Here is a 24,437-nt window from a genome sequence, read left to right on the forward strand (position 1 = left end):
GGAGCGTCGACCGGTCCGGTGGCAGTGCGGCAGTCAGAGCCGGACGAGCATCTTGCCGATGTTTCCGCCACTCAACATCGACAGGAAGGCGTCGACCATGTTCGTGAGGCCATCGACGACCGTCTCGTCCACCACGATCCGTCCGTCGCGCAGGCGCGGTACGACGAACGTCTCCAGCTCCGATTGCAGGTGCTGGTAGTCCCGGACCAGGAACCCCTCCAGTCGTAGCCGCTTGGCGACGATGGCGAAGAGGTTGCGCGGGGCGGCCGGTGCGGTTGGCGCGTTGTACTGGGCCACCGCCCCGCACCAGGCGATCCGGCCATGGTCGCGTAACACGTCGATGGCTGCCTCCAGGTGGCTTCCACCGACGTTGTCGAAGTAGACATCGATTCCGCCGGGTGCCGTGGCGGCCAACCGAGCGGCCAGGTCCCCCGCCGAGTAGTCGACCGCGGCGTCGAATCCCAGGTTGCTCACCAGGTGCGCGGCCTTGGCCGCGGTTCCGGTGCTGCCGATGATCCGTCCCGCCCCGAGCTGACGGGCGAACTGGCCGACCGCGCCGCCGACCGCGCCGGCCGCCGCCGAGACGAAGACCGCCTCGCCAGGCTGAAGGCGGGCGACCCGGGTCAGTCCCACGTACGCCGAGAGCCCGGTCCCGCCGAGGACCCCCAGGTACGCGCTGAGCGGAACGCCCGGCACCTCGGGAAGGACCCGGACGTCCGACGGGGTCACGATGGCGTGGCTGCGCCAGCCCTGGCGGTGGAAGACCAGGTGGCCGACGTCCAGGCCGGGAGCGGAGGAACGCACGACCCGCCCGATGGACCTGCCTTCCATGGGCGTCCCCAGCTCGTCCTCGTCCATGGCTTCCCGCATGTACGGGTCGACCGAGAGGTAGAGGTTCTGCACCAGCGCCTCGCCGGTGGCGGGCACGGGCGTGGGTACCTCGAGGTAGGCGAACTGGTCGGAGGTGGGCGCTCCGAGCGGACGGGCAACCTGGTGTACGACGAGAGACATGCGGTGAGCCCATCCCAGGCGCCCGGGGGCCGCCAGAGTTTTAGCATATTGCTTAATGATCACTTACCGGCTCGGTGTCGACGACCTCGCCGGCACGCGGTTCGCGTATTCGCCGCTGCTGGAGACGGTCACCAGCCTCTGGGCGCTTCGCTGGCCGGAACGGTACGTCCTGCATCTGCCCTGGATCCGGCGGACCCGGGCGGCGCTCGCCGAGGCTCCACGAGACCGGCTCGCGCCCCTCGACGGGTTGCTCGGACCCGCCCGCGGCTGGCTGCCGGACTTTCTGACCCCGCGGCCGGAAACGCCGCTTCCTGACTTCGCCGAAGAGCTGCGGCGGGTGCAGGAGACGCCCACCTCGTCGGCGGTGGCCGACTTTCGCACCGTCTACGGTCGGCATCCACTGCCGCCGGTCGTGGAACCCCCCGTCATCGCGGAGGCGCTCCGGTTCTACTGGCACCTCGCGATCGAGCCGCACTGGCCGCGCATGCGCGCTTTGCTGGAGGCCGACCTGCTGTACCGGGCCCGGCTGCTCGCCCGGGCCGGTGCCGCGGCGGTGCTCGCCGAACTGGATCGCCGTGCCCGGTTCGCCGGCGGCGAGTTCCGGCTGCACGTCGGCCACGCGCTGCACTACGACGTTTCGGTCGCCGGCCGAGGGCTCTGGCTGGTGCCGGCCCTGTTCCTGCCGCAGGCGGTCAGCCCGGTCAGCCCGTCGCGACCGCCGACGGTGGCTTATCCCGCGCGGGGCACAGCCACCCTCTGGGAGACCTCGCCGCCCCGGCCGGCCGGGGCGGTCGTCGATCTGATCGGCGCCGCCCGGGCGGGTCTGCTGGCCGCGATCGAGGCACCGACCTCGACCAGCGATCTTGCGCGGCGGCTCAGCGTCACTCCGAGCGCGGTCTCCCAGCACCTCGGTGTGCTGCTGCGCGCGGGCCTGGTCAACCGGGTCCGGGCCGGCCGGATGGTGCTCTACGCCCGGACCGAGCTGGCTGAGCGGTTGCTGCGGGGCGGCGTCGACGAGTGAGGCCCGCACCGCGCACGCCCCGGTGGCCGGCGCGCGGATCAGCTGACCGAGCGTGCGCGTACCCTTGAGGTTTCAGGCGTCCCCAGGTGCCCGCCGGCACCGGGACGCCTTGATCATGGGAGGTAGGTGAGTTCGTGGCCAACATCGTCAACCTGGACCGGGTGTCCAAGGGGTACGGCGCCGCCGGGCCGCTGCTCACCGACGTCTCGCTCGGCTTGGACGACGCCGACCGGGTCGGCGTGGTCGGCCTCAACGGCGCCGGCAAGTCCACCCTGCTGCGCCTGCTCACCAAGCAGGAGGAACCCGACGACGGCCGCGTCACCCACCGCCGTGACCTGCGGGTCTCCTGGCTGCCGCAGAACCTGGACCTGGCCCCCGAGGCCACCGTCCGGGACGTGGTGCTCGGCACCGCCTGGCTCGGCGAGAGCATGGGCGCCGAGCACGAGTGGGCCGGCGACGCCGGCGTCCGGGCCATCCTCGACGGCCTGGGCATGCCCCACCTCGGCCTCGACGCGGCGGTCGGGACGATGTCCGGCGGCGAACGCCGCCGCGTCGCGCTCGCCGCCCTGCTGGTCCGCGACGCCGACCTGCTCATCCTCGACGAGCCCACCAACCACCTCGACGTCGGCGGCGTCGACTGGCTGGCCCGGCACCTCGTCACCCGCAAGGGCGCGCTCGTCGTGGTCACCCACGACCGCTGGTTCCTGGACGCCGTCTGCACCACCACCTGGGAGGTCGCCGACCAGGCCGTCCGGGCCTACGAGGGCGGCTTCGCCGCCTGGACCCTGGCCCGCGTCGAGCGGCAGCGCGTCGCCGCCGCCACCGAGGCCCGCCGGCAGAACCTGCTCCGCAAGGAGATCGCCTGGCTGCGCCGCGGCGCGCCGGCCCGCACCTCCAAGCCGAAGTTCCGGATCGACGCCGCCAACGCGCTCATCGCCGACGTGCCGGAACCGCGCGACACCATGTCGCTGCAACGGCTCGCCACCGCCCGGCTCGGCAAGCAGGTGTACGACCTCGACCAGGTCACCCTGCACGCCGGGCCGAAGGAGATCCTGCACGACACCACCTGGCAGGTCGGCCCCGGCGACCGCGTCGCCATCCTCGGCCGCAACGGCGCCGGCAAGACCACCCTGCTGCGGATGCTCGCCGGTGTGACCCGCCCCGACGGCGGGCGGTTCGCCACCGGGCAGACCGTACGCCCCGCATTCCTCTCCCAGGAACTCGCCGAACTCCCCGGCCACCTGCGCGTCCTCGAAGCCGTCGAGGAGGTGGCCCGGCGGGTGCAGCTCGGCGACCGGGAGATCAGCGCCGCGCAGCTCGCCGAGGTCTTCGGCTTCGACGACCGGCGGCTCTGGACCCCGGTCAGCGACCTCTCCGGCGGCGAGCGCCGCCGGCTCCAGATGCTGCGGCTGCTCGCCGGCGAGCCCAACGTGCTCCTCCTCGACGAGCCCACCAACGACCTGGACACCGACACTCTCGCCGCGCTGGAGGACCTGCTCGACTCCTGGCCCGGCACGATCGTCGTGGCCAGCCACGACCGCTACCTGATCGAGCGGGTCACCGACGTCGCGTACGGGATGTTCGGCGACGGCCGGCTGGTGCACCTGCCCGGGGGCGTCGACGAGTACCTGGCCCGCGCCGCCGCCCACGGCGGCCCCGCGCCCGCGGACCTCACCCCGGCCACGGCCGCCCCGGCCCGGGAGGGCCTGTCGGCCGCCGAGGTACGCACCGCCAAGAAGGAGCTCAGCCGGCTGGAACGGCAGATCGCCAAGCTCGAACAGAAGGAGGCGACGCTGCACGAGCGGCTCGCCGCGAACGCCACCGACTACGCCAAGGTCGCCGAGCTGGACGCCCAGCTCAAGGAGGTCCGCGCCGAGCGGGACCGCACCGAGGAGGCCTGGCTGGCCCTCGCCGAGGAGCTGCCGGCCGGCTGACCCCGACCGGGGGTGGGGGGTGTGCGGCGTCACTGACGGCCGTGCGGGACAATCGCAGGCGACCCCTCTTCCGTTCGGTCTTGGAGACGCACAGATGGCCCACACCCCCGTCAACCACCCCGCGCGGCCTGTCTACCGGGCGATCGGCGGGCTCGTTGGTCTGTACTTCGTCGTCTTCGGCGTGCTCGGCATCATCGCCAGCGCCGGCAACGAGGTCCTCGCCCAGGACGACACCAAGGTCCTCGGCCAGGGCACCAACCTCGGCCTCTCGATGCTCGCCATCCTGCTCGGCGCCGCGATCCTGGTCGGCACCGCGATCGGCCGCAACCTCGACGTGGCGATCAACCAGTGGCTGGCCTACGCCCTGATGGTCCTCGGCCTGGCCGAGCTGGCGTTCCTCCACACCGACGCCAACATCTTCAACTTCTCGATCATGACCGACATCGTGGTGCTCACCCTCTCGCTGGTGCTCCTGATGGTCGGCATGTACGGCAAGGTCGGCACCGACGACGAGCACGAGGCCTGGCAGAAGGCCCGGCTGGTGCTCTGACCCGCGAACACCCCCCGAAGGCCCGGCGCGCGCCGGGCCTTCGGCGTTTTTCGGGGACGGGAGCGGGCGGCTCGGGGGACAATTGGGCCAAACCAGTCAGCGGACCGGAGGCTCCCATGGCGCATTTCCCGGTGAACCACCCCGCACGGCCGCTCTACCGGGTGCTGTCCGGGCTGATCGGCCTCTACATCCTGGTCTTCGGCGTCTGGGGGGTCTTCGAGACCTGGGGCGACAGCCTCTTCAGCCGGGAGGACACCACGGCCCTCGGCCTCCGCACCAACCTGGCGTTTGCCCTGGTCTCCGTGGTGTTCGGCGCCTTCCTGCTGATCGGCGCGTCCCGCCGCGACAACCTCGGCCACTACATGAACCTGACCGCCGGGGCGGTCTTCCTGGTCACCGGCATTCTCATGATGGCCGTGCTGCAGACGTCGGCGAACTTCCTCAACTTCTCGATGTCCACCGTCCTCGTCTCGCTGGTGTTCGGGCTGATCCTGCTCGCCACCGGCCTCTACGACAAGGTCGGCACGGACCAGCACGCCGCCGACGAGCGGCGCCGCCGCGAACACCCCGTCGCCGATGCCCACCGCTGAGCCGGCTCAACCCCGCTTGCGGACGGTGATCAGACCCGGCTTCGCCTCCAGGTGCGACAGGCCGTTCCAGGCCAGGTTCACCAGGTGCGCCGCCACCGTCTCCTTCCGCGGCTTGCGCACCTCCAACCACCAGCGCCCGGTCAACGCCACCATGCCCACCAGCGCCTGCGAGTAGAGCTCCGCCAGCTTCGGGTCGTAGCCCCGGCTGGAGAACTCCGCGCCCAGGATGTGCTCCACCTGGTGCGCCACGTCGTTCATCACGCTGCTGAAGTTGCCCGTCGCCGACATCAACGGCGACTCCCGGACCAGCACCCGGAACCCGCTCGTCTCCTCCTCGATGTACGTCAGCAGGGTCAACGCCGCCTGCTCCAGCAACTCCCGCGGATGCCCCGCCGTCAACGCCGTGGAGATCCGGTCCAGCAGCGAGCGGACCTCCCGGTCCACCACCACGGCGTAGAGCCCCTCCTTGCCGCCGAAGTGCTCGTAGACCACCGGCTTCGAGATCTTCGCCCGGGCCGACACCTCCTCGATCGAGGTGGCGTCGAACCCGCGTTCGGCGAAGATCTGCCGGGCGATCGAGATCAACTGCTCGCGCCGCTGGGTCGCGGACATCCGTACCCGGGAAGGCTTCGCCGCCGGGACGGCCCGCCGCCGGGCGGAGCTGGCGTCGCTGCCGGGAACGTCGGTCACCCGGCCCATCCTGCCAAACCCCACCCGCGTCGATCGACCGGTTACCGCGCCGGCCGGCCGCGCACCCGCCCCGGCTCCACCAGCTTCGCCGTGATCCGCTCCGGTTTCGGCCACCGCACCGACCAGGCCGCACCGACCTTCTCCAGCAGCCAGATCACCCGCGCCGACGGATCGACCTGCCCGCGCAGCACCCCGTGCCGCGCGCTCGTCGGCTCGGCATGGTGCAGGTTGTGCCAGCTCTCCCCGAACGACAGCAACGCCAGCGGCCAGAAGTTCGACGCCCGGTCGCCCTGCCGCACCGCGAACGGCCGCTCACCGTAGACGTGGCACACCGAGTTGATCGACCAGGTGACGTGGTGCAGCAGCGCGATCCGGACCAGCCCACCCCAGAAGAACGCCGTCAGCGCGCCCTGCCACGACCCGGTGAGCAGCCCGCCCATCGCCGCCGGCCCGAGCACCGAGACCACCACCAGCACCGGGAACAACCGGTCGACGCGGCGGGTGATCGGATCGGCGAGCAGGTCCGGGGCGAACCTCGCCCGGTTCGACAACTCCCGGTTGAACAGCCAGCCGACGTGCGCGTGGAACAGCCCCTTCGTCAGCCCGCCGATGCTCTCCCCGAACCGCCACGGCGAGTGCGGGTCGCCCTCCTGGTCGGAGAACGCGTGATGCCGCCGGTGATCGGCCACCCACTGGATGATCTCGCCCTGCACCGCGAACGAACCCGCCACCGCCAAGGTGGCCCGCAGCCACGGTTTCGCCTTGAACGAGCCGTGGGTGAAGTAGCGGTGGTAGCCGACCGTGATGCCGAAGCCGGACAGCACGTACCAGAACCCGGCCACCAGCACGTCGGTCCAGCCCAGCCAACCGCCCCAGGCCACCGGCACGGCGGCCAGCAGCGCGAGGAACGGAACGACCACGAAGACCCACAGGGCGATCAGGATGCCGGGTGACTGGTGGCCCTGGGTGAGTGGCTTCGGGCCGCTGTCCGGGCCGGTCAGGGTGGTCGACATGGCACCTCCCAGTCGTACGGGCTACGCCTACGTCACCGTAACCAGGAGCGAGCTTGATCGCAGCGGACACGTCACTCCGTCGATGCCGGACCTGTCGTACGCCCGTCCTAACCTGCCGGAGTGACCGACCGTGAGCCTGCCGTCACCGGCCCCGCTCCCTACCGTGGCCGGAAGCCCGCGCTGTACGCGAAGGCCCTGGTCCTGCGTCAGGAGGGCTGCCCGGTGGGTGAGATCGCGGAGCGGCTCCGGGTGTCGAAGTCGACCGCCTACCTCTGGACGCGGCACCTGCCGCTCGACCCCGAGCTGGTGCTGCGGCGACGCCGGGCCGGCCAGCGAGGGCGCGCGGACGCCCAGTGGAGCGCCCACCGGGCGGCACGCGACGCCGCGCGAGCCGACACCGTGGCGGCGGCCGCCCGCTGGGTTCGTCGGCTGAGTTACCGCGAGCTGGTGCTCGTCGGCGCGGCGATCTACTGGTGCGAGGGTGGCAAGGCCAAGCCATGGCGCCCGCACGACTGCCGGATCAAGTTCGTGAACAGCGACCCGATGCTGGTGGCGCTCTTCCTGCGCTTCCTCGACGCGCTCGGCGTGCCGCCGGCCGACCGGCGTTACCGGGTGAGCATCCACGAGACCGCCGACGCGGCATCGGCGGTCCGCTGGTGGGCGGAGCAGGTCGGAGTGCCACCCGAGCGGTTCCAGCGCACCACCCTGAAGCGGCACCGGCCGCTGACCACGCGAAAGAACGTCGGCGCCGACTACCGCGGCTGCCTGACGGTTCACGTCGTCGGGGCGAGCCGGGTCTACTGGAGGGTCGAGGGGATCATGAAGGGAATGACCGATGAGGATCCACCTCGCGACCGGTAAGGTGTAGGCAGCCGCCGAGCGGGCTCCCTTTTGCCCGTTTTCGACCATCCCGGGTCGTCTAATGGCAGGACGTCAGGTTTTGGTCCTGATTATAGGGGTTCGAATCCTCTCCCGGGAGCTTCCGCTGTGTGCATCCGGTCGCGTGGTTAGCATGGCCGCGAGACTGTCGCCGTCCCGACTGGAGCCACGTCGTGTCCCAGCCCCACCTCCGCACCGTTGTCGTGCTCGCCGCCGGTGAGGGCAAGCGGATGAAGTCGGCCCTGCCCAAGGTGCTGCACCCGCTGCTCGGTCGTACCCTGCTCGGTCACGTGCTGGCCGCGGCCGCGCCGCTCGGCGCGGACCGTCAGGTGGTCGTGGTCGGCCACGGCGCCGACCAGGTGCGCGCGCACCTGGCCGAGATCGCCCCGGCTGCCGCCCCGGTGCTCCAGGAGCGTCAGCTCGGCACCGGGCACGCGGTCCGGATCGCGCTGGACGCCGTGCCGGACGCCGCCGGGACCGTCGTGGTGATCAACGGGGACGTGCCGCTGCTGCGGCCGGAGACCGTGGCGGCCCTGGTCGAGGCGCACGAGGGCGCGGGCGCGGCGGCGACCGTGCTGGCCGCCGAGGTGCCCGACCCGGCCGGCCTGGGCCGGATCGTCCGGGACGTCGACGGGCGGCTGGCGCAGATCGTGGAGGAGCGCGACGCCACCCCGGAGCAGCGCGCGTTGCGGGAGATCAACGCGGGGATCTACGCGTTCGACGTGGCGCGGCTGCGGGACGCGCTGGGCAAGCTCTCGACCGACAACGAGCAGGGCGAGGAGTACCTGACCGACGTGTTCGGCCTGCTGCGGGACGCGGGGGAGCCGGTGGCGGTGCACTGCGCGGCGGACCACGTGGAGACGCTGGGCTGCAACGACCGGGTCGAGTTGGCCGCGCTGCGCCGGCTGCTGCGGGACCGGGTGAACGAGGGCTGGATGCGGACCGGGGTGAGCATCCTGGACCCGCACACGACCTGGATCGACGTGACGGTGACCGTCGAGCGGGACGCGGTGATCGACCAGAACACCCAGCTGCAGGGCGCGACGGTGGTGGGCGCGGGCGCGGTGGTCGGTCCGGACAGCACGCTGGTGGACACTTCGGTGGGCGCGGGCGCGAGCGTGGTGCGCAGCCACGCGGTGGGCGCCGAGGTGGGCCCGGAGGCCAGCGTCGGGCCGTACGCGTACCTGCGGCCGGAGTCGCGGCTGGGCCGGAAGGCGAAGGTCGGCACGTTCGTGGAGACGAAGAAGGCGACCATCGGCGAGGGTTCGAAGGTGCCGCACCTGTCGTACGTGGGTGACGCGACGATCGGCGAGCACAGCAACATCGGCGCGGCGACGGTGTTCGTCAACTACGACGGGGTGAAGAAGCACCACACGACGATCGGCAGTCACGCGCGCACCGGGGCGGACAACATGTTCGTGGCGCCGGTGCGGGTGGGTGACGGCGCGTACACGGCGGCGGGCTCGGTGATCATCTCGGACGTGCCGGCGGGCGCCATGGCCGTGGCCCGGGGTCAGCAGCGCAACGTCGAGGGCTGGGTGCTGCGCAAGCGGTCCGGCACGGCGGCCGCGGAGGCGGCGCAGCGGGCCCGTGAGGGTGCGTCGGACCCGGCCGGTGCCGCAAGCGAAGGTGACTGAATCCACGGGGGGGCCGGAGACCGTGGGAGGACCGGTGAACGCGGGGGATACTGCAACCGAATAGTCCCGGCTCACCGCCGCCGGGAACACCGACATACGGGAGCAGACGGGCCCATGGGCAGCATCGTCGCCGAAAACCGCAAGAGCCTGATGCTCTTCTCCGGACGGGGTTTTCCGGAGCTGGCCAAGGAGATCGGTGAGGTGCTCGGCGTCGCGCCGACGCCCTCCGACTCGTACGATTTCGCCAACGGGGAGATCTTCGTACGCTTCAAGGACTCGGTACGCGGTTCGGACGCCTTCGTGGTGCAGTCCGTGACGCACGGGGTCAACACCTGGGTGATGGAGACCCTGATCATGGTCGACGCGCTGAAGCGCGGTTCGGCCAAGCGGATCACCGTGGTCCTGCCGTTCTACCCCTACTCCCGGCAGGACAAGAAGCACCGCGGCCGGGAGCCGATCTCGGCGCGGCTGGTGGCCGACCTGCTGAAGACCGCGGGCGCGAACCGCATCCTGACGGTCGACCTGCACACCGCGCAGATCCAGGGCTTCTTCGACGGCCCGGTGGATCACCTGTTCGCCATGGACGTGCTGGCCGAGTACGTGGAGCGCAAGTACGCGGGCCGGCCGATGACGGTGGTGGCGCCGGACTCGGGCCGGGTGCGGGTGGCGGAGCGGTGGACGGACCGGCTGGGTGGCTGCCCGCTGGCGTTCATCCACAAGACGCGGGATCCGCTGAAGCCGAACCAGGTGGTGGCGAACCGGGTGGTCGGTGAGGTCGAGGGCCGGGTCTGCCTGATCGTCGACGACATGATCGACACCGGTGGCACGATCACCAAGGCCGCCGACATCCTCAAGGAGTCGGGCGCGGCGGAGATCGTGGTGGCGTCCACCCACGCGCTGCTGTCCGACCCGGCGACCGAGCGGCTGAAGAACAGCCCGATCAGCGAGGTCGTCGTGACGAACACGCTGCCGCTGCCGCCGGAGAAGCAGCTCGACAAGCTGACCGTGCTGTCGATCGCCCCGCTGCTGGCCCGGGCGATCCGGGAGGTCTTCGACGACGGCTCGGTGACCACCCTGTTCGGTGGCCTGAGCTGAGGTCCGCGCCCCGCCGGCGGCGGCCCTCCGAGTGGGTCGTCGCCGGTCGGGGAAGTGGCCGTCGCGGTGTCGCCGGCGGTGATATGGGGACTGCCGGAAAGCTCGGAATTCGCTCGGGTAGACTGGTGCGGTTGCCACGGCGAGGGTGCCCGGCGGGCCGCTGAAAAGCACCGCACGGAGGCGCCGTCATCGACGCGGTGCTCCGGGCGGTCGTTCATGACCTTGAGCCCCAGCGAGCCCCTCGCCCAGCACCGCCAGACGACAAGCCGCCGCAGCGAAGCATCAGGAGTTTCCCCGTGTCCGAGGTAAAGATCAGCGCCGAGCCCCGTACCGAGTTCGGCAAGGGTGGTGCCCGTCGTACCCGCCGGGCCGGCAAGGTGCCCGCCGTGCTGTACGGCCACGGCGAGAAGCCCAAGCACATCGCGCTCCCGGCGCGTGAGTTCGCCGCCGCGATCCGCAAGGGCGGTGCGAACCAGCTCTTCGCGATCGAGGTCAGCGACGGCACCCAGGTGCTGGCGCTGCCGAAGGCGATCCAGCGTGACCCGATCAAGGACACCTTCGAGCACGTGGACCTGCTGCTGGTCCGTCGCGGCGAGAAGGTCACCGTCGAGGTCCCGGTCCAGCTGACCGGTGAGGCCGCGAAGGACACCCTGATCGTGCACGACCACGACACCCTCACGGTGACCGCCGACGCCACGAAGGTGCCGGACCACCTGGAGGCTTCGATCGAGGGCGCCGAGGCCGGCACCCAGATCACCGCCAGCGACGTGGAGCTGCCGGCCGGCGTCGAGCTGGTCGCGGACGGGGACCTGCAGGTCGCCTCGGTGACCGCCGCTCCGACCGCCGAGCAGCTCGAGGCCACCCTCCCCGAGGTCGAGGTCGCCGAGGAGGAGGCCGAGGCCGAGGTCGGCGAGGAGACCGCCGAGGCTGCGGAGGGTGCTCCGGCCGAGGGCGAGCCGGCTGCCGAGGAGCCGAAGACCGAGGCCTGATCGGTTCGCAGGCTGTGCGACAGGCGTCCCCGGTTCCCGGGGGCGCCTGTCGGCGTATCGGAGACGGGTCGGCGGGCAGAGCGGAAGGGACGTGGCGTGACGGACGAGGCGGGGCCGTGGCTGGTGGTCGGCCTGGGCAACCCCGGTCGGGAGTACGCGGGCAACCGGCACAACGTCGGCTTCCTGGTGGCGGAGCTGCTGGCCGCCCGGGTGGGCGCGAAGTTCGGCCGGCACAAGCGGGCAGTGGCCGAGGTGGCCGAGGGGCGGCTGGGTTTCGGCGGCCCGAAGCTGGTGCTGGTGAAGCCGCTGACGTACATGAACCTCTCCGGCGGGCCGGTGGCCGGGCTGGCGCAGTTCCACAAGATCCCGCCGGGGCGGGTGATCGCGGTGCACGACGAGCTGGACATCCCCTACGGTCAGTTGCGGGTGAAGATCGGCGGCGGCGAGGGCGGCCACAACGGCCTGCGCTCGATGTCGAAGTCGCTGGGCACGAAGGACTACGTGCGGGTGCGGTTCGGGATCGGCCGGCCGCCGGGCCGGCAGGACCCGGCCGACTACGTGCTGTCGGACTTCTCCGCAGCGGAGCGCAAGGAGCTGGAGTTCCTGGTGGACCGGGCGGCGGACGTGGTCGAGTCGGTGGTCACCAAGGGCGTGGAGCCGACGCAGAACCTCTACCACGGGGCCTGAGGCGCCGGGCGGGGCATCCCGGGCGGGTCGGCCCGGTACCGGTAGTGTCCGCCTTCTGACGTGCGACGACGGGCGACGGGAGCGGGAACACCATGGGCAGTCCTCCGATGATCGACGGCGCTTTCGCCCGGTGGCTGGCGGCCCGGGCCGGGCAGGCGCTGATGGGCCTGCGCGCGGAGCTGGGCTTCGCCGACGCGGGAGCGCTGAAGTCGGCCGGGGACAAGGTCTCGCACGATCTGATCCGCACCGAGCTGGCGAAGTGGCGGCCCGCGGACGCGGTGCTGTCGGAGGAGGACGAGGGTTCGCGGCTGGCCTGGACGGCCGAGGTGAGCAGCGACGTGGTGTCCCGGCTGAACGCCGAGCGGGTGTGGATCATCGACCCGCTGGACGGCACCCGCGAGTTCGCCGAGGAGGGCCGCTCGGACTGGGCGGTGCACGTGGCGCTCTGGTCGCGCAGCGCGCCGACGCCGCACGGGCTGGTGGCGGGCGCGGTGGGTTTGCCGGCGCAGCACCGGGTGCTGGGCACGGACTACCCGCCGGCGTACCCACCGATGACCCTGGAGGCCGCCACGGCGGGCGGCGGCAGGACCATCCGGTTGGCGGCCAGTCGTAGCCGTCCGCCGGTTTTCCTGACCGATCTGGCAGAGGACATCGGCGCGCATCTGGTTCCGATGGGCTCGGCGGGCGCGAAGATCGCCGCTGTGGTCACGGGCGAGGTCGACGCGTACATCCACGCGGGCGGTCAGTACGAGTGGGACTCGGCCGCTCCGGTCGCTGTGGCGACGGCCACCGGACTGCACGCTTCCCGGATCGACGGATCTGCGCTGAAATACAACGAGGCCGACCCACGCCTGCCCGACCTGCTGGTCTGCCGCAAGGATCTCGCCAGCCGGTTGCTTGCAGCGCTGCAGAGGCATTCCGGGTAGCCTGAGCGTTCTTCTTCACGAGTCCGACCGGAAAGGTCTGGAATCCCGATGTGCGGATCCGAGCGAATCGAGTTCGTGTCATGACGGCGACCGCCGCGTACCAGGTGTCCCACCTGGACGCTCTCGAGGCGGAGAGCATCTTCGTGATGCGAGAGGTCGTCGCCGAGATGGAGCGCCCCGTGCTGCTCTTCTCCGGCGGCAAGGACTCGATCGTGATGCTCCGGTTGGCCCAGAAGGCCTTCGCCCCGGCCAACATTCCCTTCCCGGTGATGCACGTCGACACCGGGCACAACTTCCCCGAGGTTCTCGAATACCGGGACCAGCGGGTCGCCGAGCTGGGTCTCCAGCTCATCGTGGCCAGCGTGCCGGAGGCCCTCACCAAGGGGCTGGTGCGCGAGTCGGCCGACGGCATGCGCAACCGGATCCAGACCCCGGTGCTGCTCGACGCGGTGGAGAAGCACCGCTTCGACGCGCTGTTCGGCGGCGCGCGCCGGGACGAGGAGAAGGCCCGGGCCAAGGAGCGGATGTTCAGCTTCCGCGACGAGTTCGGCCAGTGGGACCCGAAGAACCAGCGCCCCGAGCTGTGGGCGCTCTACAACGGCCGGCACCACCCGGGCGAGTCGATCCGGGTGTTCCCGCTCTCCAACTGGACCGAGCTGGATGTCTGGCACTACATCGCCCGGGAGCGGATCCCGCTGCCGTCGATCTACTACGCGCACCAGCGCGAGGTGATCGAGCGCGACGGCATGCTCTACGCGGTCAACGAGTTCTTCCGGGGCCGCGCCGGTGAGCAGCCGTTCAAGGCCCAGGTGCGGTACCGGACCGTGGGCGACGCCTCCTGCACCGCGGCGGTCCGTTCGGACGCCGACACGGTGGAGAAGGTGATCGAGGAGGTGGCCGCCACCCGGATCACCGAGCGCGGCGCGACCCGCGGCGACGACCGGGTCAGCGAGGCCGCCATGGAGGACCGCAAGCGGGAGGGCTACTTCTGATGAGCGTCGAGACTGTTGCGCCGGCCGAGGCCGACGCGTCGGCCCGGCAGATGGACCTGCTGCGGTTCGCCACCGCCGGCAGCGTCGACGACGGCAAGTCGACCCTGATCGGGCGGCTGCTGTACGACACGAAGTCGCTCTTCACCGACCAGCTGGCCGCGGTCGAGGCGGTCAGCGCGGCCCGGGGCGACGAGTACACCAACCTGGCGCTGCTGACCGACGGCCTGCGCGCCGAGCGGGAGCAGGGCATCACCATCGACGTGGCGTACCGCTACTTCGCCACGCCGCGGCGGAAGTTCATCATCGCCGACACCCCGGGGCACATCCAGTACACCCGGAACATGGTCACCGGCGCCTCCACCGCCGACCTGGCGCTGATCCTGGTGGACGCGCGCAAGGGCCTGGTGGAGCAGTCCCGCCGCCACGCGTTCCTCTGCTCGCTGCTGCGGGTGCCGCACCTGGTCCTCTGCGTGAACAAGATGGACCTGGTCGACTGGTCGCAGGAGGTGTTCGAGCAGATCGCCGACGAGTTCACCGCGTTCGCCGCGAAGCTCGACGTGCCGGACCTGACCGTGGTGCCGATCTCCGCGCTGCAGGGCGACAACATCGTCAGCCGCTCGGAGAACATGCCCTGGTACGAGGGCCCGTCGCTGCTGCACCACCTGGAGCGGGTGCACATCGCGTCCGACCGCAACCTGGTCGACGTCCGCTTCCCGGTGCAGTACGTGATCCGGCCGCAGTCCACCACGGTCACCGACTACCGGGGCTACGCGGGCCAGGTGGCCTCGGGCGTGCTCAAGGCGGGCGACGAGGTGATGGTGCTGCCCTCGGGCTTCACCAGCCGGATCGCCGCCGTGGAGACCGCCGACGGCCCGGTGGACGAGGCGTTCCCGCCGATGTCGGTGACCGTCCGGCTGGCCGACGAGATCGACATCTCGCGGGGCGACATGATCTGCCGGCCGAACAACGCGCCGGCCGTCGCGCAGGACATCGAGGCGATGATCTGCTGGATGGACGAGACCCGCCCGCTCCAGGTCGGCGGTCGGTACGTCATCAAGCACACCACCCGTTCGGCGCGGGCCATCGTGCGCGGGCTGCACTACCGGCTGGACGTCAACTCGCTGCACCGCGACGAGACGGCCGGCGAGCTGAAGCTCAACGAGATCGGCCGGGTGCGGCTGCGGACCACGGTCCCGCTGCTGGCCGACGAGTACCGGCGCAACCGCACCACGGGCGGGTTCGTCATCATCGACGAGGCCACGAACCGCACGGTCGGCGCCGGCATGATCGTCGAGGCCGGCTGACCGCCGCCAGTTGTTAAGAAGGGCCCGCTGTTATACGCCAGGCGTTAACAGGGGGCCCTTCCTTCTACTTCAGGCGGGTTGCGCCGGGGGATGGGAGGACGGTGCGGGTGCCGGGCGCGGTGAAGCCGCGGTCGGCGTACGCGGCGGTCACGGCGGCCGCCACGGCGTCGGCGGCGTCCGCGTCGACCAGGGCGAGCACGCAGCCGCCGAAGCCGCCGCCGGTCATCCGCGCCCCGTACGCCCCGGCGGCCAGGGCCACCTCGACCGCGGTGTCGATCTCCGGCACGGTGATCTCGAAGTCGTCCCGCATGGAGGCGTGCGAGGCGGTCAGCAGCGGGCCGATGTCGCGGACCCGCCCGGCGCGCAGCAGCTCGACCGTGTCGAGCACCCGCTGGTCCTCGGTGACGACGTGCCGGACCCGGCGGCGGGTCTCGTCGTCGTCGAGGCGGGCCAGGGCGGCGTCCAGGTCGGCGGTGGCGACGTCGCGCAGCGCGGCCACCCCGAGTGCCTTGGCGGCCCGCTCGCAGGACTTGCGGCGGGCGGCGTACTCGCCGTCGGCGTGCCGGTGCGGTGCCCGGCTGTCGACGACCAGCACGGCCAGCCCGGCGGCGTCCAGGTCGAACGGGATCTGCTCGACCTCCTCGGTGCGGCAGTCGAGGAAGAGGGCGTGCCCGGACCGGCCGCGGATCACCGCGGACTGGTCCATGATGCCGGTGGGCGCGCCGACGTAGTCGTTCTCGGCCCGCTGGGCGAGCCTCGGCCAGCGGTCGGCGGGGAGGTCCAGACCGCCGAGGTCGACCAGGGCGGCGAGCACCGCCGCCTCGATGGCCGCCGACGAGGACAGCCCGGAGCCGACCGGCACGTCGGAGGCGATGGCCAGCCGGGCGCCGGGGACGTCGTGGCCGGCGGCGCGCAGCGCCCAGACCACCCCGGCCACGTAGGCGGCCCAGCCGTCGAGGCGGCCGGGCTCGTCGGCCTCCGCCGGCCCGAACTCCACGGGCTCGTCGTCCAGCTCGGACCAGACCGACCAGCGCCCGTCGTCGGCGACGGCCGCGGCCACGACGGTACGCAGCGGCAGCGCGAAGGGCAGCACGAACCCGTCGTTGTAGTCGGTGTGCTCGCCGATCAGGTTGACCCGGCCGGGAGCCGCCCAGCGGCCCGCCGGCTCCGCGCCGTACCGCTGCCGGAAGCCGGCGGCGGCGCGGGCCGCGGCGTCGCCACTCACCGGTCCTCCTCCAGGATGTGCGTGCGGTAGAACTCCCACGCGTCGCCGACCATGTCCTGGAGGGTGGGCTTCTCCGGCACCCAGCCCAGCTCGGCGCGGGCCAGCGCCGAGGAGGCGACCAGCTCGGCAGGGTCGCCCTCGCGGCGCGGGGCCACCTCGACCGGCACCGGGTGCCCGGTGACCTCGCGGACCACCTCGATCACCTGCCGGTTGGTGAAGCCGTTGCCGTTGCCCAGGTTGTAGATCCGGTGCCGGCCCGCGGTGGCGGCGTCGAGGGCCAGCAGGTGGGCGCGGGCCAGGTCCTCGACGTGGATGTAGTCGCGCACGCAGGTGCCGTCGACGGTGGGGTAGTCGTCGCCGAAGAGCTGGAACTTGTCGCGCCGGCCGGCGGCCACCTCGAGGGCGAGCGGGATGAGGTGGGTCTCGGGGTCGTGCCGTTCGCCGATGGTCCGCCCACCGTGCCGGTAGGCCCCGGCCACGTTGAAGTAGCGCAGCGAGACGGCGGCCAGGTCGTGCGCGACCGCCTCGGAGGTGAGCGCCATGTCGACGGCCAGCTTGGTCGCCCCGTACGTGTTCGTGGGCGCCTTGACGGCGGTCTCCGGGATGGGCAGCTCGGTGGGGTTGCCGTAGACGGCGGCCGTGGAGGAGAAGACCAGCCGGGGCACCCGGGCGGCGCGGACCGCGTCGATCAGGGCGAGCGAGCCGACCGTGTTGTTCTGCCAGTAGAGCTCGGGCTTGACCATCGACTCGCCGGCGGCGATCAGGGCGGCGAAGTGCAGCACGCCGTCGAAGCCGGCGTCGGGGGTGAGCACCCGCGCGGCCTCGTGGATCGGCAGGTCGACGTGGGTCGCCTCGGGGGCGAGCGCCTCCCGGTGGCCGGTGCGCAGGTCGTCCAGGACGGTCACCTCGTGACCGTGGTCGAGCAGCATCCGGGTCACCACGCTGCCGATATAACCGGCGCCGCCGGTGACGAGCAGTTTCACGTCGCTCCTCCTGCCTGGGCCGCGTGCCGCGGCGGCCGTCCGTGATCACCCTACGGGCCGCGGGCGGTGTCGCGGCCGCGAGTGGGGCGGCCTCTATTCCACCACAATCCTTCATGATTGAACAGATCCGAACATCGGCCGGGCTGTCCGGCGCCCGCTGTCTACCATCCTTGTCATGCGGGAGGGAGGTGGTCCCGGGCCCCGGCGACGCCCTCCGGGGCGGCCGAGACGCGCACCCGGACCCGTGGCCCGCACCGTGGCCCGGCTCGTGGTGCGCGCCGCCGACGGTGCCACCCGCCTGGTCACCGACCTGCTCGGGGCCAGCCCGACCGCCGGCCGAGAGCGGATCAGCGAGGCCGAGCTGCGTGACCTGGTCGCGGCCAACACGGTGCTCGACCCCGACGAGCGGCGGATCATCGACGAGGTGCTGGTGGCCGGCGCGCGGCTCGTCCGTGAGGTGATGGTGCCGCGCACCGAGGTGGTCTTCCTCGCCACCGGGCTCACCGTGGCCGAGGCCGAGCGGCTGGTCCGCGCCGACCCGCACACCCGCTACCCGGTGGTCGACGGCACCCACGACGACGTGGTCGGCTTCGTCCACCTGCGGGACGTGCTGCTGCGCCCCGAGCGGGACCCGCGCGCCACGGTCGGCGAGCTGACCCGCGAGGTGAAGCGGCTGCCAGGCAGCAAACGCGTGCTGGCCGCGCTCACCGAGATGCGCCGGGAGGGCCACCACCTGGCCGTGGTGGTCGACGAGTACGGCGGCACGGCCGGCATCGTCACCTGCGAGGACCTGGTCGAGGAGCTGGTCGGGGAGATCCACGACGAGGACGACGTCCCGCCCGACCCGGCCCACGCCGGCCTGCCCGCCGTGGTCGACGGCCGGCTCAACCTGGCCGACTTCGCCGAGCGCACCGGGGTGCCGCTGCCCGCCGGGCCGTACGAGACGGTCGGCGGCTACGTGATGGCCGCCCTCGGCCGGCTGCCGGTCACCGGCGACGAGGTGCCGGTGGCCGTCGACCCGGACGACGCCGGCGTACCCGACCCGGACGACCCGCCGGGCGGCTGGCTGCTGCGGGTGGTGGCCCTCGACGGGCGGCGGGTGTCCCGCCTCGCGGTCTCCCCGGCCCGCCTGCCCGAGCCCCGGCGCGAGGTCACGGCCCCGCTCCCGCCCGTGGCCACCCGACCCACCGGCCCGTCATGACGGACGCCGGGGCTTGCTGACAGAATTGCCGGCATGTCCGACGTACCTGCCCGCCCACGCGTCTTCTCCGGCATCCAGCCGACGGCCGACTCGTTCCACCTCGGCAACTACCTGGGCGCGGTACGGCACTGGGTGGCCCTGCAGGAGAGCCACGACGCGTTCTACTGCGTGGTGGACCTGCACGCGATCACCGCGGGGCACGACCCGAAGGTGCTCAAGCAGCGCAGCCGGGTCGCCGCCGCGCAGCTCTTCGCGGTCGGCCTCGACCCCGAGCGCAGCACCCTCTTCGTCCAGTCGCAGGTGCCCGAGCACCCGCAGCTGGCCTGGGTGCTCGGCTGCATCACCGGCTTCGGCGAGGCCAGCCGGATGACCCAGTTCAAGGACAAGTCGCAGAAGCAGGGCAGCGAGCGGGCCAGCGTCGGCCTGTTCACCTACCCGATCCTCCAGGCCGCCGACATCCTGCTCTACCAGGCCCACGCGGTGCCGGTCGGCGAGGACCAGCGGCAGCACCTGGAGCTGTCCCGCGACCTGGCCCAGCGCTTCAACTCGCTGTTCGGCCCGACGTTCACGGTGCCCGCCCCGCACATCGTCAAGGACACCGCGAAGATCACCGACCTGCAGGACCCGACGGCCAAGATGTCGAAGTCGTCCTCCTCCCCGGCCGGCATCATCGACCTGCTGGAGGATCCGGCCCGCTCGGCCAAGAAGATCCGCTCGGCAGTCACCGACACGGGCCGCGAGATCGTCTTCGACGCCGAGGGCAAGCCGGGCATCTCCAACCTGCTCACCATCTACTCGGCGCTGTCCGGGCGCGGCATCGACGACCTCGTCGCCGCGTACGACGGCAGGGGCTACGGCGACCTGAAGAAGGACCTCGCCGAGGTGGTCCGGGAGTTCGTCACCCCGATCCAGGAGCGCACCCGCGCCTACCTGGACGACCCGGCGCAGCTCGACAAGCTGCTCGCGCAGGGCGCGGAGAAGGCCCGCGCGGTCGCCGCCGTGACGCTGCGCACCGCGTACGAGCGGATCGGCTTCTTCCCGCCGGTCCGGTTCGAGTAGCGGCCCGGCGGGAACGGGTGTCGCAGTCGGTGGCCGGAGGGATGGCGCGCAGCGTGGATGGCAGGGACGGGGCGCCGGACGCCGGTGACACCATCCAGATCGGGATCGCCGTGGACATCCCGGAGCCGTGGGGCGGGATGCTCACCCGCCGGCGGGTCGAGGCGGGTGACCCGCAGGCCGTGCCGGCGCACGTGACCCTGCTTGGGCCCACCGAGATCCCGGTGCGCGCGCTGCCGGCCGTCGAGGAGCACCTGGCCCGGGTGGCCGCCACCCACCTGCCGTTCACCCTGCACCTGCGGGGCACCGGCACGTTCCGGCCGGTCACCCAGGTGGTCTTCGTGGCGGTGGCCGCGGGGATCAGCGAGTGCGAGCTGCTCGCCGCCGCCATCAACGCGGCACCCGAGCTGCACCGCGAGGCGCGCTTCCCGTACCACCCGCACGTCACGGTGGCCCAGGACGTGCCGCCCGAGGTGCTCGACAAGGCGTACGAGGATCTGGCCGACTTCTCCGCCCTCTTCGAGGTGGAGGCGTTCACCCTGTTCTCGCACAGCGGGGCCACCCGGTGGCAGCCCCGCCGCGACTTCCGCCTCGGCGGCTGAGCTGAGCGCCCGGCCGGCCTGCCTCCAGGGGGCGGGCGGATCGGTGAGGATGGCGGGATGAACGTCATCGGCCGGATCGAGACGGCGCTCGGTCGCCGCGTCGACGCGGCCCGGGCCCGGTCGTCGGCCTTCGACCACGTGTGGCGGGCCGGGACGCTCTACGCCGACCTGCTCGGCGGCCGGCTGGCCGCCGCGATCGCCTACTACGGCTTCTTCGCCGTGTTCGCGCTGGCCCTGGTCGGCTACTGGATCTTCGGCACGGTCCTCCAGGGCAACCGCGAGGTCAGCAGCGCGGCGAGCGACTTCCTGGAGGGGAACCTGCCGTTCCTCGACACCCGGCAGATCGCCGAGAGCAGCAACACGGTCGGCGTGGTCGGCCTGGTCATCCTGGTCTTCACCGGGATCGGCTGGGTCGAGGCGATCCGCTCCTCGCAGCGGCTCATGTACGGCTTCAACCAGCAGCCCGGCAACCTCGTGGTCCGCCGCCTGGTCGACCTGGGCGTGCTGGTCGCGGTCTTCGTGCTGCTCGGCATCTCCGTGGCCGCCGTGGACGCGCTGGAGTCGCTGCTGCGCTTCCTGCTGCGCAGCACCGGGTCGGTCGGCCTGACCACGGTCAGCGCGGTCCTCAGCGTGGTGGTCAACGCGGTGCTCGCCACCGCGCTGCTGGTGGCGGTGCCCCGGCTGCGGATGAGCCGCCGCCGGCTGCGCCCCGCCGTGCTCGCGGTCGCCATCGGCATCACGCTGCTCAACACCGTGGGGCGCTACTACGTGGTGCGGACCGAGCGCAACCCCGCCTACACCGTGGTGGCCACGGCGGTGGGGCTGCTGCTCTACCTCTACCTGCTCAACCAGATGGTGCTCTTCGGTGCGGCGCTGGCCGCCACCAGCCGCTACGGCCGGGTGGTGGACCTGGCCGAGGGCGGCGGCGGGCGGGACGTGGACGTGGAGGTCGACGAGGGGACCGACCCGGGAACGCCGGGAGGGGCGGGATGAGCACGCGGATCCGGATCGAGCAGGACTCGGCGGTGCCGCCGTACGAGCAGGTGCGCGGGCAGTTCGCCGCGATGATCGGCGACGGCCGGTTGCCGGTGGGAACCCGCCTGCCCGCGGTCCGGCAGCTCGCCGCCGACCTGGGCCTGGCCGTGAACACCGTGGCGCGGGCGTACCGGGAGCTGGAGTCCGCCGGGCTGGTGCAGACCCGCGGCCGGCACGGCACCGTGGTGGCCCCCGGCCGGGACGACGCCACCGACCGCCTGCACCGCGCCGCCACGGCGTACGCGGCCGAGGCGCTCCGCCTGGGCGTTCCGCCGGACCGCGCCGTCGCCCTGGTCCGTGCGGCTCTGGACGCCGGTACGCACGGGTGAGAGCGACCGCCGGAGAGGGGGGAGTTGGCGTGAATGACGCGCACGTCCGCGCCGCGACCGACCATGATGGGCCGGTGGGCGCACTCGTGACACTGGACCTGCCGGACGACTCGCCGATGCTGGGCCTGCCGTGGATCATCACCTTCGGCCCGCTCGGCGACGACGAGTGGGAGCCGGTGGTCTGCGGCCCGTACGAGCGGCCGCACGCGCTCGCCCTGGCCGAGGCGGTGGTGGCCGAGGAGCAGCTCATGGCGGTGGTGGAGCCGCTGTTGCCGGCGCTGACGCCCGAGGAGATCCGCGGCGAGATCGCCGCCGCGCAGATCGCCGCCGAGGACGAGGCGGCCCAGGTCGACCAGGCCGACCTCTACGGCGACTTCGAGGACGTCATCGACGAGGAGCTGGAGCTGGCCGCCGAGCGGGAGCCGGAGCCGGCGGCCCCGCCCAGCCGGGACGAGGTGCGGGCCGGTCTCGCCCGGATCGCCGGGCTGCTCACCAGCAGGGGCGCCTGAGGGCTCAGCTCGGCGGCCCGTCGAGCACGCAGAACTCGTTGTCCTCCGGGTCGGCGAGCACCACGAAGCCCTCCGTGCCGGTCTGCCCGACGTCGACGCGCCGGGCGCCGAGCCCGATGAGCCGGTCGACCTCGGCCGCCGGGTCCCCGTCGGAGACCAGGTCCAGGTGGAGGCGGTTCTTGCCGCGTTTCGGGGTGCCGCTGCCCTGCAACCAGACGGTCGGGCCGGGCCGGCCGGGCGGCGGATAGAGCTTCGCGTTGCCGTCGTCGCTCCGGCGGACGGTGTAGCCGAGGGCGGCCGACCAGAAGTCGACCATCCGGTCGAGGTCGCCGATGTCGAGCGTGTACTGCGCCAGGTGTGCGGTCATCACCCGTTGGTACCCCACGGTCCCAGATGGACACCGACCCCCCGGGAACGAGTCCCCGAGGGGCCGGCGCCACCTCACCCCCCACCACAAGGGGTCGGTAGCCCAGCCGCCCGTCGGCGCGGGGCACAACGGACGACCAGGTCAATGGCGGGTTACCCGGCTCAGCGCCGTTCGAACCACGCAGCCGCGTCCACCGGCAGAACGTGCCCGTCGCCCCGCTCGGTGAGCTCCGCGCTGGCGACGACCGGCCGGCCGTGGCCGGCGACGGTCACCTCCGCGCCGCTGAGATTGACCACGCAGGTCAGCTCGGCGTCCCCGGCGGCGCGGCGGAACGCCAGCACCCCGGGCTCGGTCTCCAGCCAGGTGATGCCGCCGGTGCCGGCCAGGGCCGGGTGCCCGTGCCGGATCCGCAGCGCGGCCCGGTACAGCTCCAGCGTCGAGCCGGTCACCCCGGCCTGGGCGGCCACCGAGAGGGCACGCCAGGTCGCCGGGGCCGGCAGCCAGCTCAGCTCGCTGCCCTCCGGGCCGAAGCCGTACGGAGCCAGCTCGCCGCTCCACGGGATCGGGACCCGGCAGCCGTCCCGGCTCTCCCCGGTGCGCAGGAACGCGGGGTCCTGCCGCAGCTCGTCGGGGAGGTCCAGCACCTCGGGCAGGCCCAGCTCCTCGCCCTGGTAGACGTAGGCGCAGCCGGGCAGGGAGAACATCAGCAGGGCGGCGGCCCGAGCGCGGCGCAGGCCGACCTCACCGTCGCCGTAGCGGGTGACGTGCCGCTGCCGGTCGTGGTTGGAGAGCACCCAGGTGGTCGGGGCGCCCACGATGGTCGACTCGGCGAGCGCCGTGTCGATCACCTTGCGGAACGAGTCGGCCGACCAGGTGGCGTCGAGGAAGTCGAAGCTGAACGCCTGGTGCAGCTCGTCCGGACCGATGTAGCGGGCCAGCCGCTGCGGGGTCTCCGCCCACGCCTCGGCCACCGCCATCCGGCCACCCGGGTAGCTGTCCAGGATCGGCCGCCAGGCGCGGTAGATGTCGTGTACCTCGTCCTGGTCGAAGTAGGGCAGCCGGCCCTTGCCCAGCAGCTCGGACTGGCGCTGGCCGGTGGTCATCGAGTTGAAGCCGACGTCCGGCAGCCCCTCGGCCTTGATCATCCCGTGGGCCACGTCGATGCGGAAGCCGTCCACGCCCCGGTCGAGCCAGAACCGCAGGATGTCCTCGAACTCGGCGCGCACCTCCGGGTGGCGCCAGTTGAGGTCGGGCTGGGCCGGGTCGAACAGGTGCAGGTACCACTGGCCGTCGGCCACCCGGGTCCAGGCGGGGCCGCCGAAGATGCTCTCCCAGTCGTTCGGCGGCAGCTCGCCCTGCTCGCCCCGGCCCTCGGCGAAGAGGTAGCGCTCGCGCTCGGGGGAACCGGGGCCGGCGGCGAGGGCCGCCATGAACCAGGGGTGCGCGCTGGAGGTGTGGTTGGGCACCAGGTCCACGATGATCCGCAGGCCCAGGGCGTGCGCGTCGGTGATCATGGCGTCGAAGTCGGTCAGGTTGCCGAACAGCGGGTCGACGTCGCGGTAGTCGGCCACGTCGTAGCCGGCGTCGACCTGGGGCGAGGTGTAGAAGGGGGTCAGCCAGAGCGCGTCCACCCCGAGGTCGCGCAGGTACGGCAGGCGCTGCCGGATGCCCTGGAGGTCCCCGACGCCGTCCCCGTTCGCGTCCGCGAAGCTGCGGACGTACACCTGGTAGACGACCGCGGACCGCCACCAGTCGTCGTCGGCGGTCAGCGGCGTGGGGTGGGGGGCGGAGGTCATCGGTGGGGATCCCCGT

At 72.3% G+C, this 24,437-nt stretch carries 24 protein-coding genes, 1 tRNA gene and 1 pseudogene; 19 read left to right on the top strand and 7 right to left on the bottom strand.

Translation table 11 applies throughout. From position 1 onward, the window contains the following. Positions 1-33: 33 nt before the first annotated feature. Entirely contained in the window at positions 34-1,011 is a 978-nt protein-coding gene (locus ABZS80_RS00305; protein ID WP_355053726.1) for an NADP-dependent oxidoreductase, read from the bottom strand. 55 nt (positions 1,012-1,066) lie between these two features. Here ABZS80_RS00305 and ABZS80_RS00310 point away from each other — a divergent pair, with 55 nt between their 5' ends. From ABZS80_RS00310 to ABZS80_RS00325, 4 genes are all read left to right on the top strand, one after another. After that, positions 1,067-2,032 (top strand): helix-turn-helix domain-containing protein, encoded by a 966-nt coding sequence (locus ABZS80_RS00310; RefSeq protein ID WP_355053727.1) that lies wholly within the window; start codon positions 1,067-1,069, stop codon positions 2,030-2,032. A gap of 134 nt (positions 2,033-2,166) precedes the next feature. Further along, positions 2,167-3,966: an ABC-F family ATP-binding cassette domain-containing protein gene (locus tag ABZS80_RS00315; protein ID WP_355053728.1), complete on the top strand. Its 1,800-nt coding sequence runs from the start codon at positions 2,167-2,169 to the stop codon at positions 3,964-3,966. A gap of 94 nt (positions 3,967-4,060) precedes the next feature. Continuing rightward, positions 4,061-4,516 carry a DUF4383 domain-containing protein gene (locus ABZS80_RS00320; RefSeq protein WP_151463183.1) on the top strand — a complete coding sequence of 152 codons (456 nt, stop codon included), beginning with the start codon at positions 4,061-4,063 and terminating at the stop codon, positions 4,514-4,516. A gap of 116 nt (positions 4,517-4,632) precedes the next feature. Then, positions 4,633-5,106 (top strand): DUF4383 domain-containing protein, encoded by a 474-nt coding sequence (locus tag ABZS80_RS00325; RefSeq protein ID WP_355053729.1) that lies wholly within the window; start codon positions 4,633-4,635, stop codon positions 5,104-5,106. Between the two features lie 6 nt (positions 5,107-5,112). On the opposite strand, the gene ABZS80_RS00330 is transcribed toward ABZS80_RS00325, so the two are convergent. Together ABZS80_RS00330 and ABZS80_RS00335 are read right to left on the bottom strand one after the other, a co-directional pair. Next, positions 5,113-5,796: a TetR/AcrR family transcriptional regulator gene (locus tag ABZS80_RS00330; RefSeq protein ID WP_151463185.1), complete on the bottom strand. Its 684-nt coding sequence runs from the start codon at positions 5,794-5,796 to the stop codon at positions 5,113-5,115. A gap of 41 nt (positions 5,797-5,837) precedes the next feature. After that, the gene (locus ABZS80_RS00335; RefSeq protein WP_355053730.1) at positions 5,838-6,809 is read right to left on the bottom strand and encodes an acyl-CoA desaturase; all 972 of its coding nucleotides are present in this window, start codon (positions 6,807-6,809) and stop codon (positions 5,838-5,840) included. Positions 6,810-6,929: 120 nt separating this feature from the next. Between ABZS80_RS00335 and ABZS80_RS00340 the strand changes: the two genes are divergently transcribed. The 9 genes and pseudogenes from ABZS80_RS00340 (at position 6,930) to cysN (ending at position 15,318) form a co-directional block, all read left to right on the top strand. After that, the gene (locus tag ABZS80_RS00340) at positions 6,930-7,670 is read left to right on the top strand and encodes a resolvase (RefSeq protein ID WP_355053731.1); all 741 of its coding nucleotides are present in this window, start codon (positions 6,930-6,932) and stop codon (positions 7,668-7,670) included. A gap of 47 nt (positions 7,671-7,717) precedes the next feature. After that, positions 7,718-7,788, top strand: a tRNA-Gln gene (locus ABZS80_RS00345). Between the two features lie 130 nt (positions 7,789-7,918). Then, positions 7,919-9,389, top strand: a pseudogene (gene glmU / locus ABZS80_RS00350) (bifunctional UDP-N-acetylglucosamine diphosphorylase/glucosamine-1-phosphate N-acetyltransferase GlmU). Between the two features lie 50 nt (positions 9,390-9,439). Next, positions 9,440-10,420 (top strand): ribose-phosphate diphosphokinase, encoded by a 981-nt coding sequence (locus ABZS80_RS00355; RefSeq protein WP_355053732.1) that lies wholly within the window; start codon positions 9,440-9,442, stop codon positions 10,418-10,420. Positions 10,421-10,716: 296 nt separating this feature from the next. After that, positions 10,717-11,409 (top strand): 50S ribosomal protein L25/general stress protein Ctc, encoded by a 693-nt coding sequence (locus ABZS80_RS00360; RefSeq protein ID WP_355053733.1) that lies wholly within the window; start codon positions 10,717-10,719, stop codon positions 11,407-11,409. Positions 11,410-11,505: 96 nt separating this feature from the next. Next, positions 11,506-12,096, top strand: a complete 591-nt coding sequence (pth, locus tag ABZS80_RS00365) for an aminoacyl-tRNA hydrolase (protein WP_355053734.1) — start codon at positions 11,506-11,508, stop codon at positions 12,094-12,096. Between the two features lie 92 nt (positions 12,097-12,188). Further along, on the top strand, positions 12,189-13,022 hold the full coding sequence (locus tag ABZS80_RS00370; RefSeq protein WP_151463191.1) for an inositol monophosphatase family protein: 834 nt from the start codon (positions 12,189-12,191) through the stop codon (positions 13,020-13,022). An 80-nt stretch (positions 13,023-13,102) separates the two neighbouring features. Next, positions 13,103-14,014 carry a sulfate adenylyltransferase subunit CysD gene (gene cysD / locus ABZS80_RS00375; RefSeq protein ID WP_151463192.1) on the top strand — a complete coding sequence of 304 codons (912 nt, stop codon included), beginning with the start codon at positions 13,103-13,105 and terminating at the stop codon, positions 14,012-14,014. Continuing rightward, the gene (gene cysN, locus ABZS80_RS00380; RefSeq protein WP_355053735.1) at positions 14,014-15,318 is read left to right on the top strand and encodes a sulfate adenylyltransferase subunit CysN; all 1,305 of its coding nucleotides are present in this window, start codon (positions 14,014-14,016) and stop codon (positions 15,316-15,318) included. Before cysD ends, cysN begins: the two co-directional genes overlap by 1 nt. A 64-nt stretch (positions 15,319-15,382) precedes the next feature. Here cysN and galK read toward each other — a convergent pair whose 3' ends face one another. Together galK and galE are read right to left on the bottom strand one after the other, a co-directional pair. Then, positions 15,383-16,543 carry a galactokinase gene (gene galK / locus ABZS80_RS00385; RefSeq protein ID WP_355053736.1) on the bottom strand — a complete coding sequence of 387 codons (1,161 nt, stop codon included), beginning with the start codon at positions 16,541-16,543 and terminating at the stop codon, positions 15,383-15,385. Further along, entirely contained in the window at positions 16,540-17,472 is a 933-nt protein-coding gene (gene galE / locus ABZS80_RS00390) for a UDP-glucose 4-epimerase GalE (protein WP_355054175.1), read from the bottom strand. The genes galK and galE overlap by 4 nt, the downstream gene beginning before the upstream one ends. Positions 17,473-17,701: 229 nt before the next feature. Here galE and ABZS80_RS00395 point away from each other — a divergent pair, with 229 nt between their 5' ends. The 6 genes from ABZS80_RS00395 (at position 17,702) to ABZS80_RS00420 (ending at position 22,258) form a co-directional block, all read left to right on the top strand. After that, positions 17,702-18,727, top strand: coding sequence for a hemolysin family protein (locus tag ABZS80_RS00395; RefSeq protein WP_355053737.1), 1,026 nt, complete (start codon positions 17,702-17,704; stop codon positions 18,725-18,727). A 33-nt stretch (positions 18,728-18,760) separates the two neighbouring features. Further along, positions 18,761-19,786 (top strand): tryptophan--tRNA ligase, encoded by a 1,026-nt coding sequence (gene trpS / locus ABZS80_RS00400; RefSeq protein ID WP_151465623.1) that lies wholly within the window; start codon positions 18,761-18,763, stop codon positions 19,784-19,786. 41 nt (positions 19,787-19,827) lie between these two features. Continuing rightward, complete coding sequence (locus ABZS80_RS00405; RefSeq protein ID WP_355053738.1) at positions 19,828-20,385, top strand: 2'-5' RNA ligase family protein; 558 nt, start codon at positions 19,828-19,830, stop codon at positions 20,383-20,385. Positions 20,386-20,442: 57 nt separating this feature from the next. Then, on the top strand, positions 20,443-21,378 hold the full coding sequence (locus tag ABZS80_RS00410; protein ID WP_355053739.1) for a YhjD/YihY/BrkB family envelope integrity protein: 936 nt from the start codon (positions 20,443-20,445) through the stop codon (positions 21,376-21,378). Next, positions 21,375-21,749, top strand: a complete 375-nt coding sequence (locus ABZS80_RS00415; protein ID WP_313723154.1) for a GntR family transcriptional regulator — start codon at positions 21,375-21,377, stop codon at positions 21,747-21,749. The genes ABZS80_RS00410 and ABZS80_RS00415 overlap by 4 nt, the downstream gene beginning before the upstream one ends. 74 nt (positions 21,750-21,823) lie before the next feature. Next, positions 21,824-22,258, top strand: coding sequence for a hypothetical protein (locus ABZS80_RS00420; RefSeq protein WP_355053740.1), 435 nt, complete (start codon positions 21,824-21,826; stop codon positions 22,256-22,258). 4 nt (positions 22,259-22,262) lie between these two features. Here ABZS80_RS00420 and ABZS80_RS00425 read toward each other — a convergent pair whose 3' ends face one another. Then, entirely contained in the window at positions 22,263-22,625 is a 363-nt protein-coding gene (locus ABZS80_RS00425; protein ID WP_355053741.1) for a VOC family protein, read from the bottom strand. Positions 22,626-22,786: 161 nt separating this feature from the next. Beyond that, entirely contained in the window at positions 22,787-24,421 is a 1,635-nt protein-coding gene (locus ABZS80_RS00430) for a glycoside hydrolase family 13 protein (protein ID WP_355053742.1), read from the bottom strand. Positions 24,422-24,437 lie beyond the last annotated feature (16 nt).

It is taken from the genome of Micromonospora sp. NPDC005305, from assembly GCF_040607315.1.
Classification (GTDB): Bacteria; Actinomycetota; Actinomycetes; order Mycobacteriales; family Micromonosporaceae; genus Micromonospora.

Excerpts from the sequence above, each read along its gene's own strand:
- ABZS80_RS00305 (WP_355053726.1), bottom strand. The coding sequence starts at position 1,011 with ATGTCTCTCGTCGTACACCAGGTTGCCCGTCCGCTCGGAGCGCCCACC.
- ABZS80_RS00310 (WP_355053727.1), top strand. The coding sequence starts at position 1,067 with ATGATCACTTACCGGCTCGGTGTCGACGACCTCGCCGGCACGCGGTTC.
- ABZS80_RS00320 (WP_151463183.1), top strand. The coding sequence starts at position 4,061 with ATGGCCCACACCCCCGTCAACCACCCCGCGCGGCCTGTCTACCGGGCG.
- ABZS80_RS00325 (WP_355053729.1), top strand. The coding sequence starts at position 4,633 with ATGGCGCATTTCCCGGTGAACCACCCCGCACGGCCGCTCTACCGGGTG.
- ABZS80_RS00335 (WP_355053730.1), bottom strand. The coding sequence starts at position 6,809 with ATGTCGACCACCCTGACCGGCCCGGACAGCGGCCCGAAGCCACTCACC.
- ABZS80_RS00355 (WP_355053732.1), top strand. The coding sequence starts at position 9,440 with ATGGGCAGCATCGTCGCCGAAAACCGCAAGAGCCTGATGCTCTTCTCC.
- ABZS80_RS00370 (WP_151463191.1), top strand. The coding sequence starts at position 12,189 with ATGGGCAGTCCTCCGATGATCGACGGCGCTTTCGCCCGGTGGCTGGCG.
- cysD (WP_151463192.1), top strand. The coding sequence starts at position 13,103 with ATGACGGCGACCGCCGCGTACCAGGTGTCCCACCTGGACGCTCTCGAG.
- cysN (WP_355053735.1), top strand. The coding sequence starts at position 14,014 with ATGAGCGTCGAGACTGTTGCGCCGGCCGAGGCCGACGCGTCGGCCCGG.
- galE (WP_355054175.1), bottom strand. The coding sequence starts at position 17,472 with ATGCTGCTCGACCACGGTCACGAGGTGACCGTCCTGGACGACCTGCGC.
- ABZS80_RS00395 (WP_355053737.1), top strand. The coding sequence starts at position 17,702 with ATGCGGGAGGGAGGTGGTCCCGGGCCCCGGCGACGCCCTCCGGGGCGG.
- trpS (WP_151465623.1), top strand. The coding sequence starts at position 18,761 with ATGTCCGACGTACCTGCCCGCCCACGCGTCTTCTCCGGCATCCAGCCG.
- ABZS80_RS00405 (WP_355053738.1), top strand. The coding sequence starts at position 19,828 with ATGGCGCGCAGCGTGGATGGCAGGGACGGGGCGCCGGACGCCGGTGAC.
- ABZS80_RS00410 (WP_355053739.1), top strand. The coding sequence starts at position 20,443 with ATGAACGTCATCGGCCGGATCGAGACGGCGCTCGGTCGCCGCGTCGAC.
- ABZS80_RS00415 (WP_313723154.1), top strand. The coding sequence starts at position 21,375 with ATGAGCACGCGGATCCGGATCGAGCAGGACTCGGCGGTGCCGCCGTAC.
- ABZS80_RS00425 (WP_355053741.1), bottom strand. The coding sequence starts at position 22,625 with ATGACCGCACACCTGGCGCAGTACACGCTCGACATCGGCGACCTCGAC.
- ABZS80_RS00430 (WP_355053742.1), bottom strand. The coding sequence starts at position 24,421 with ATGACCTCCGCCCCCCACCCCACGCCGCTGACCGCCGACGACGACTGG.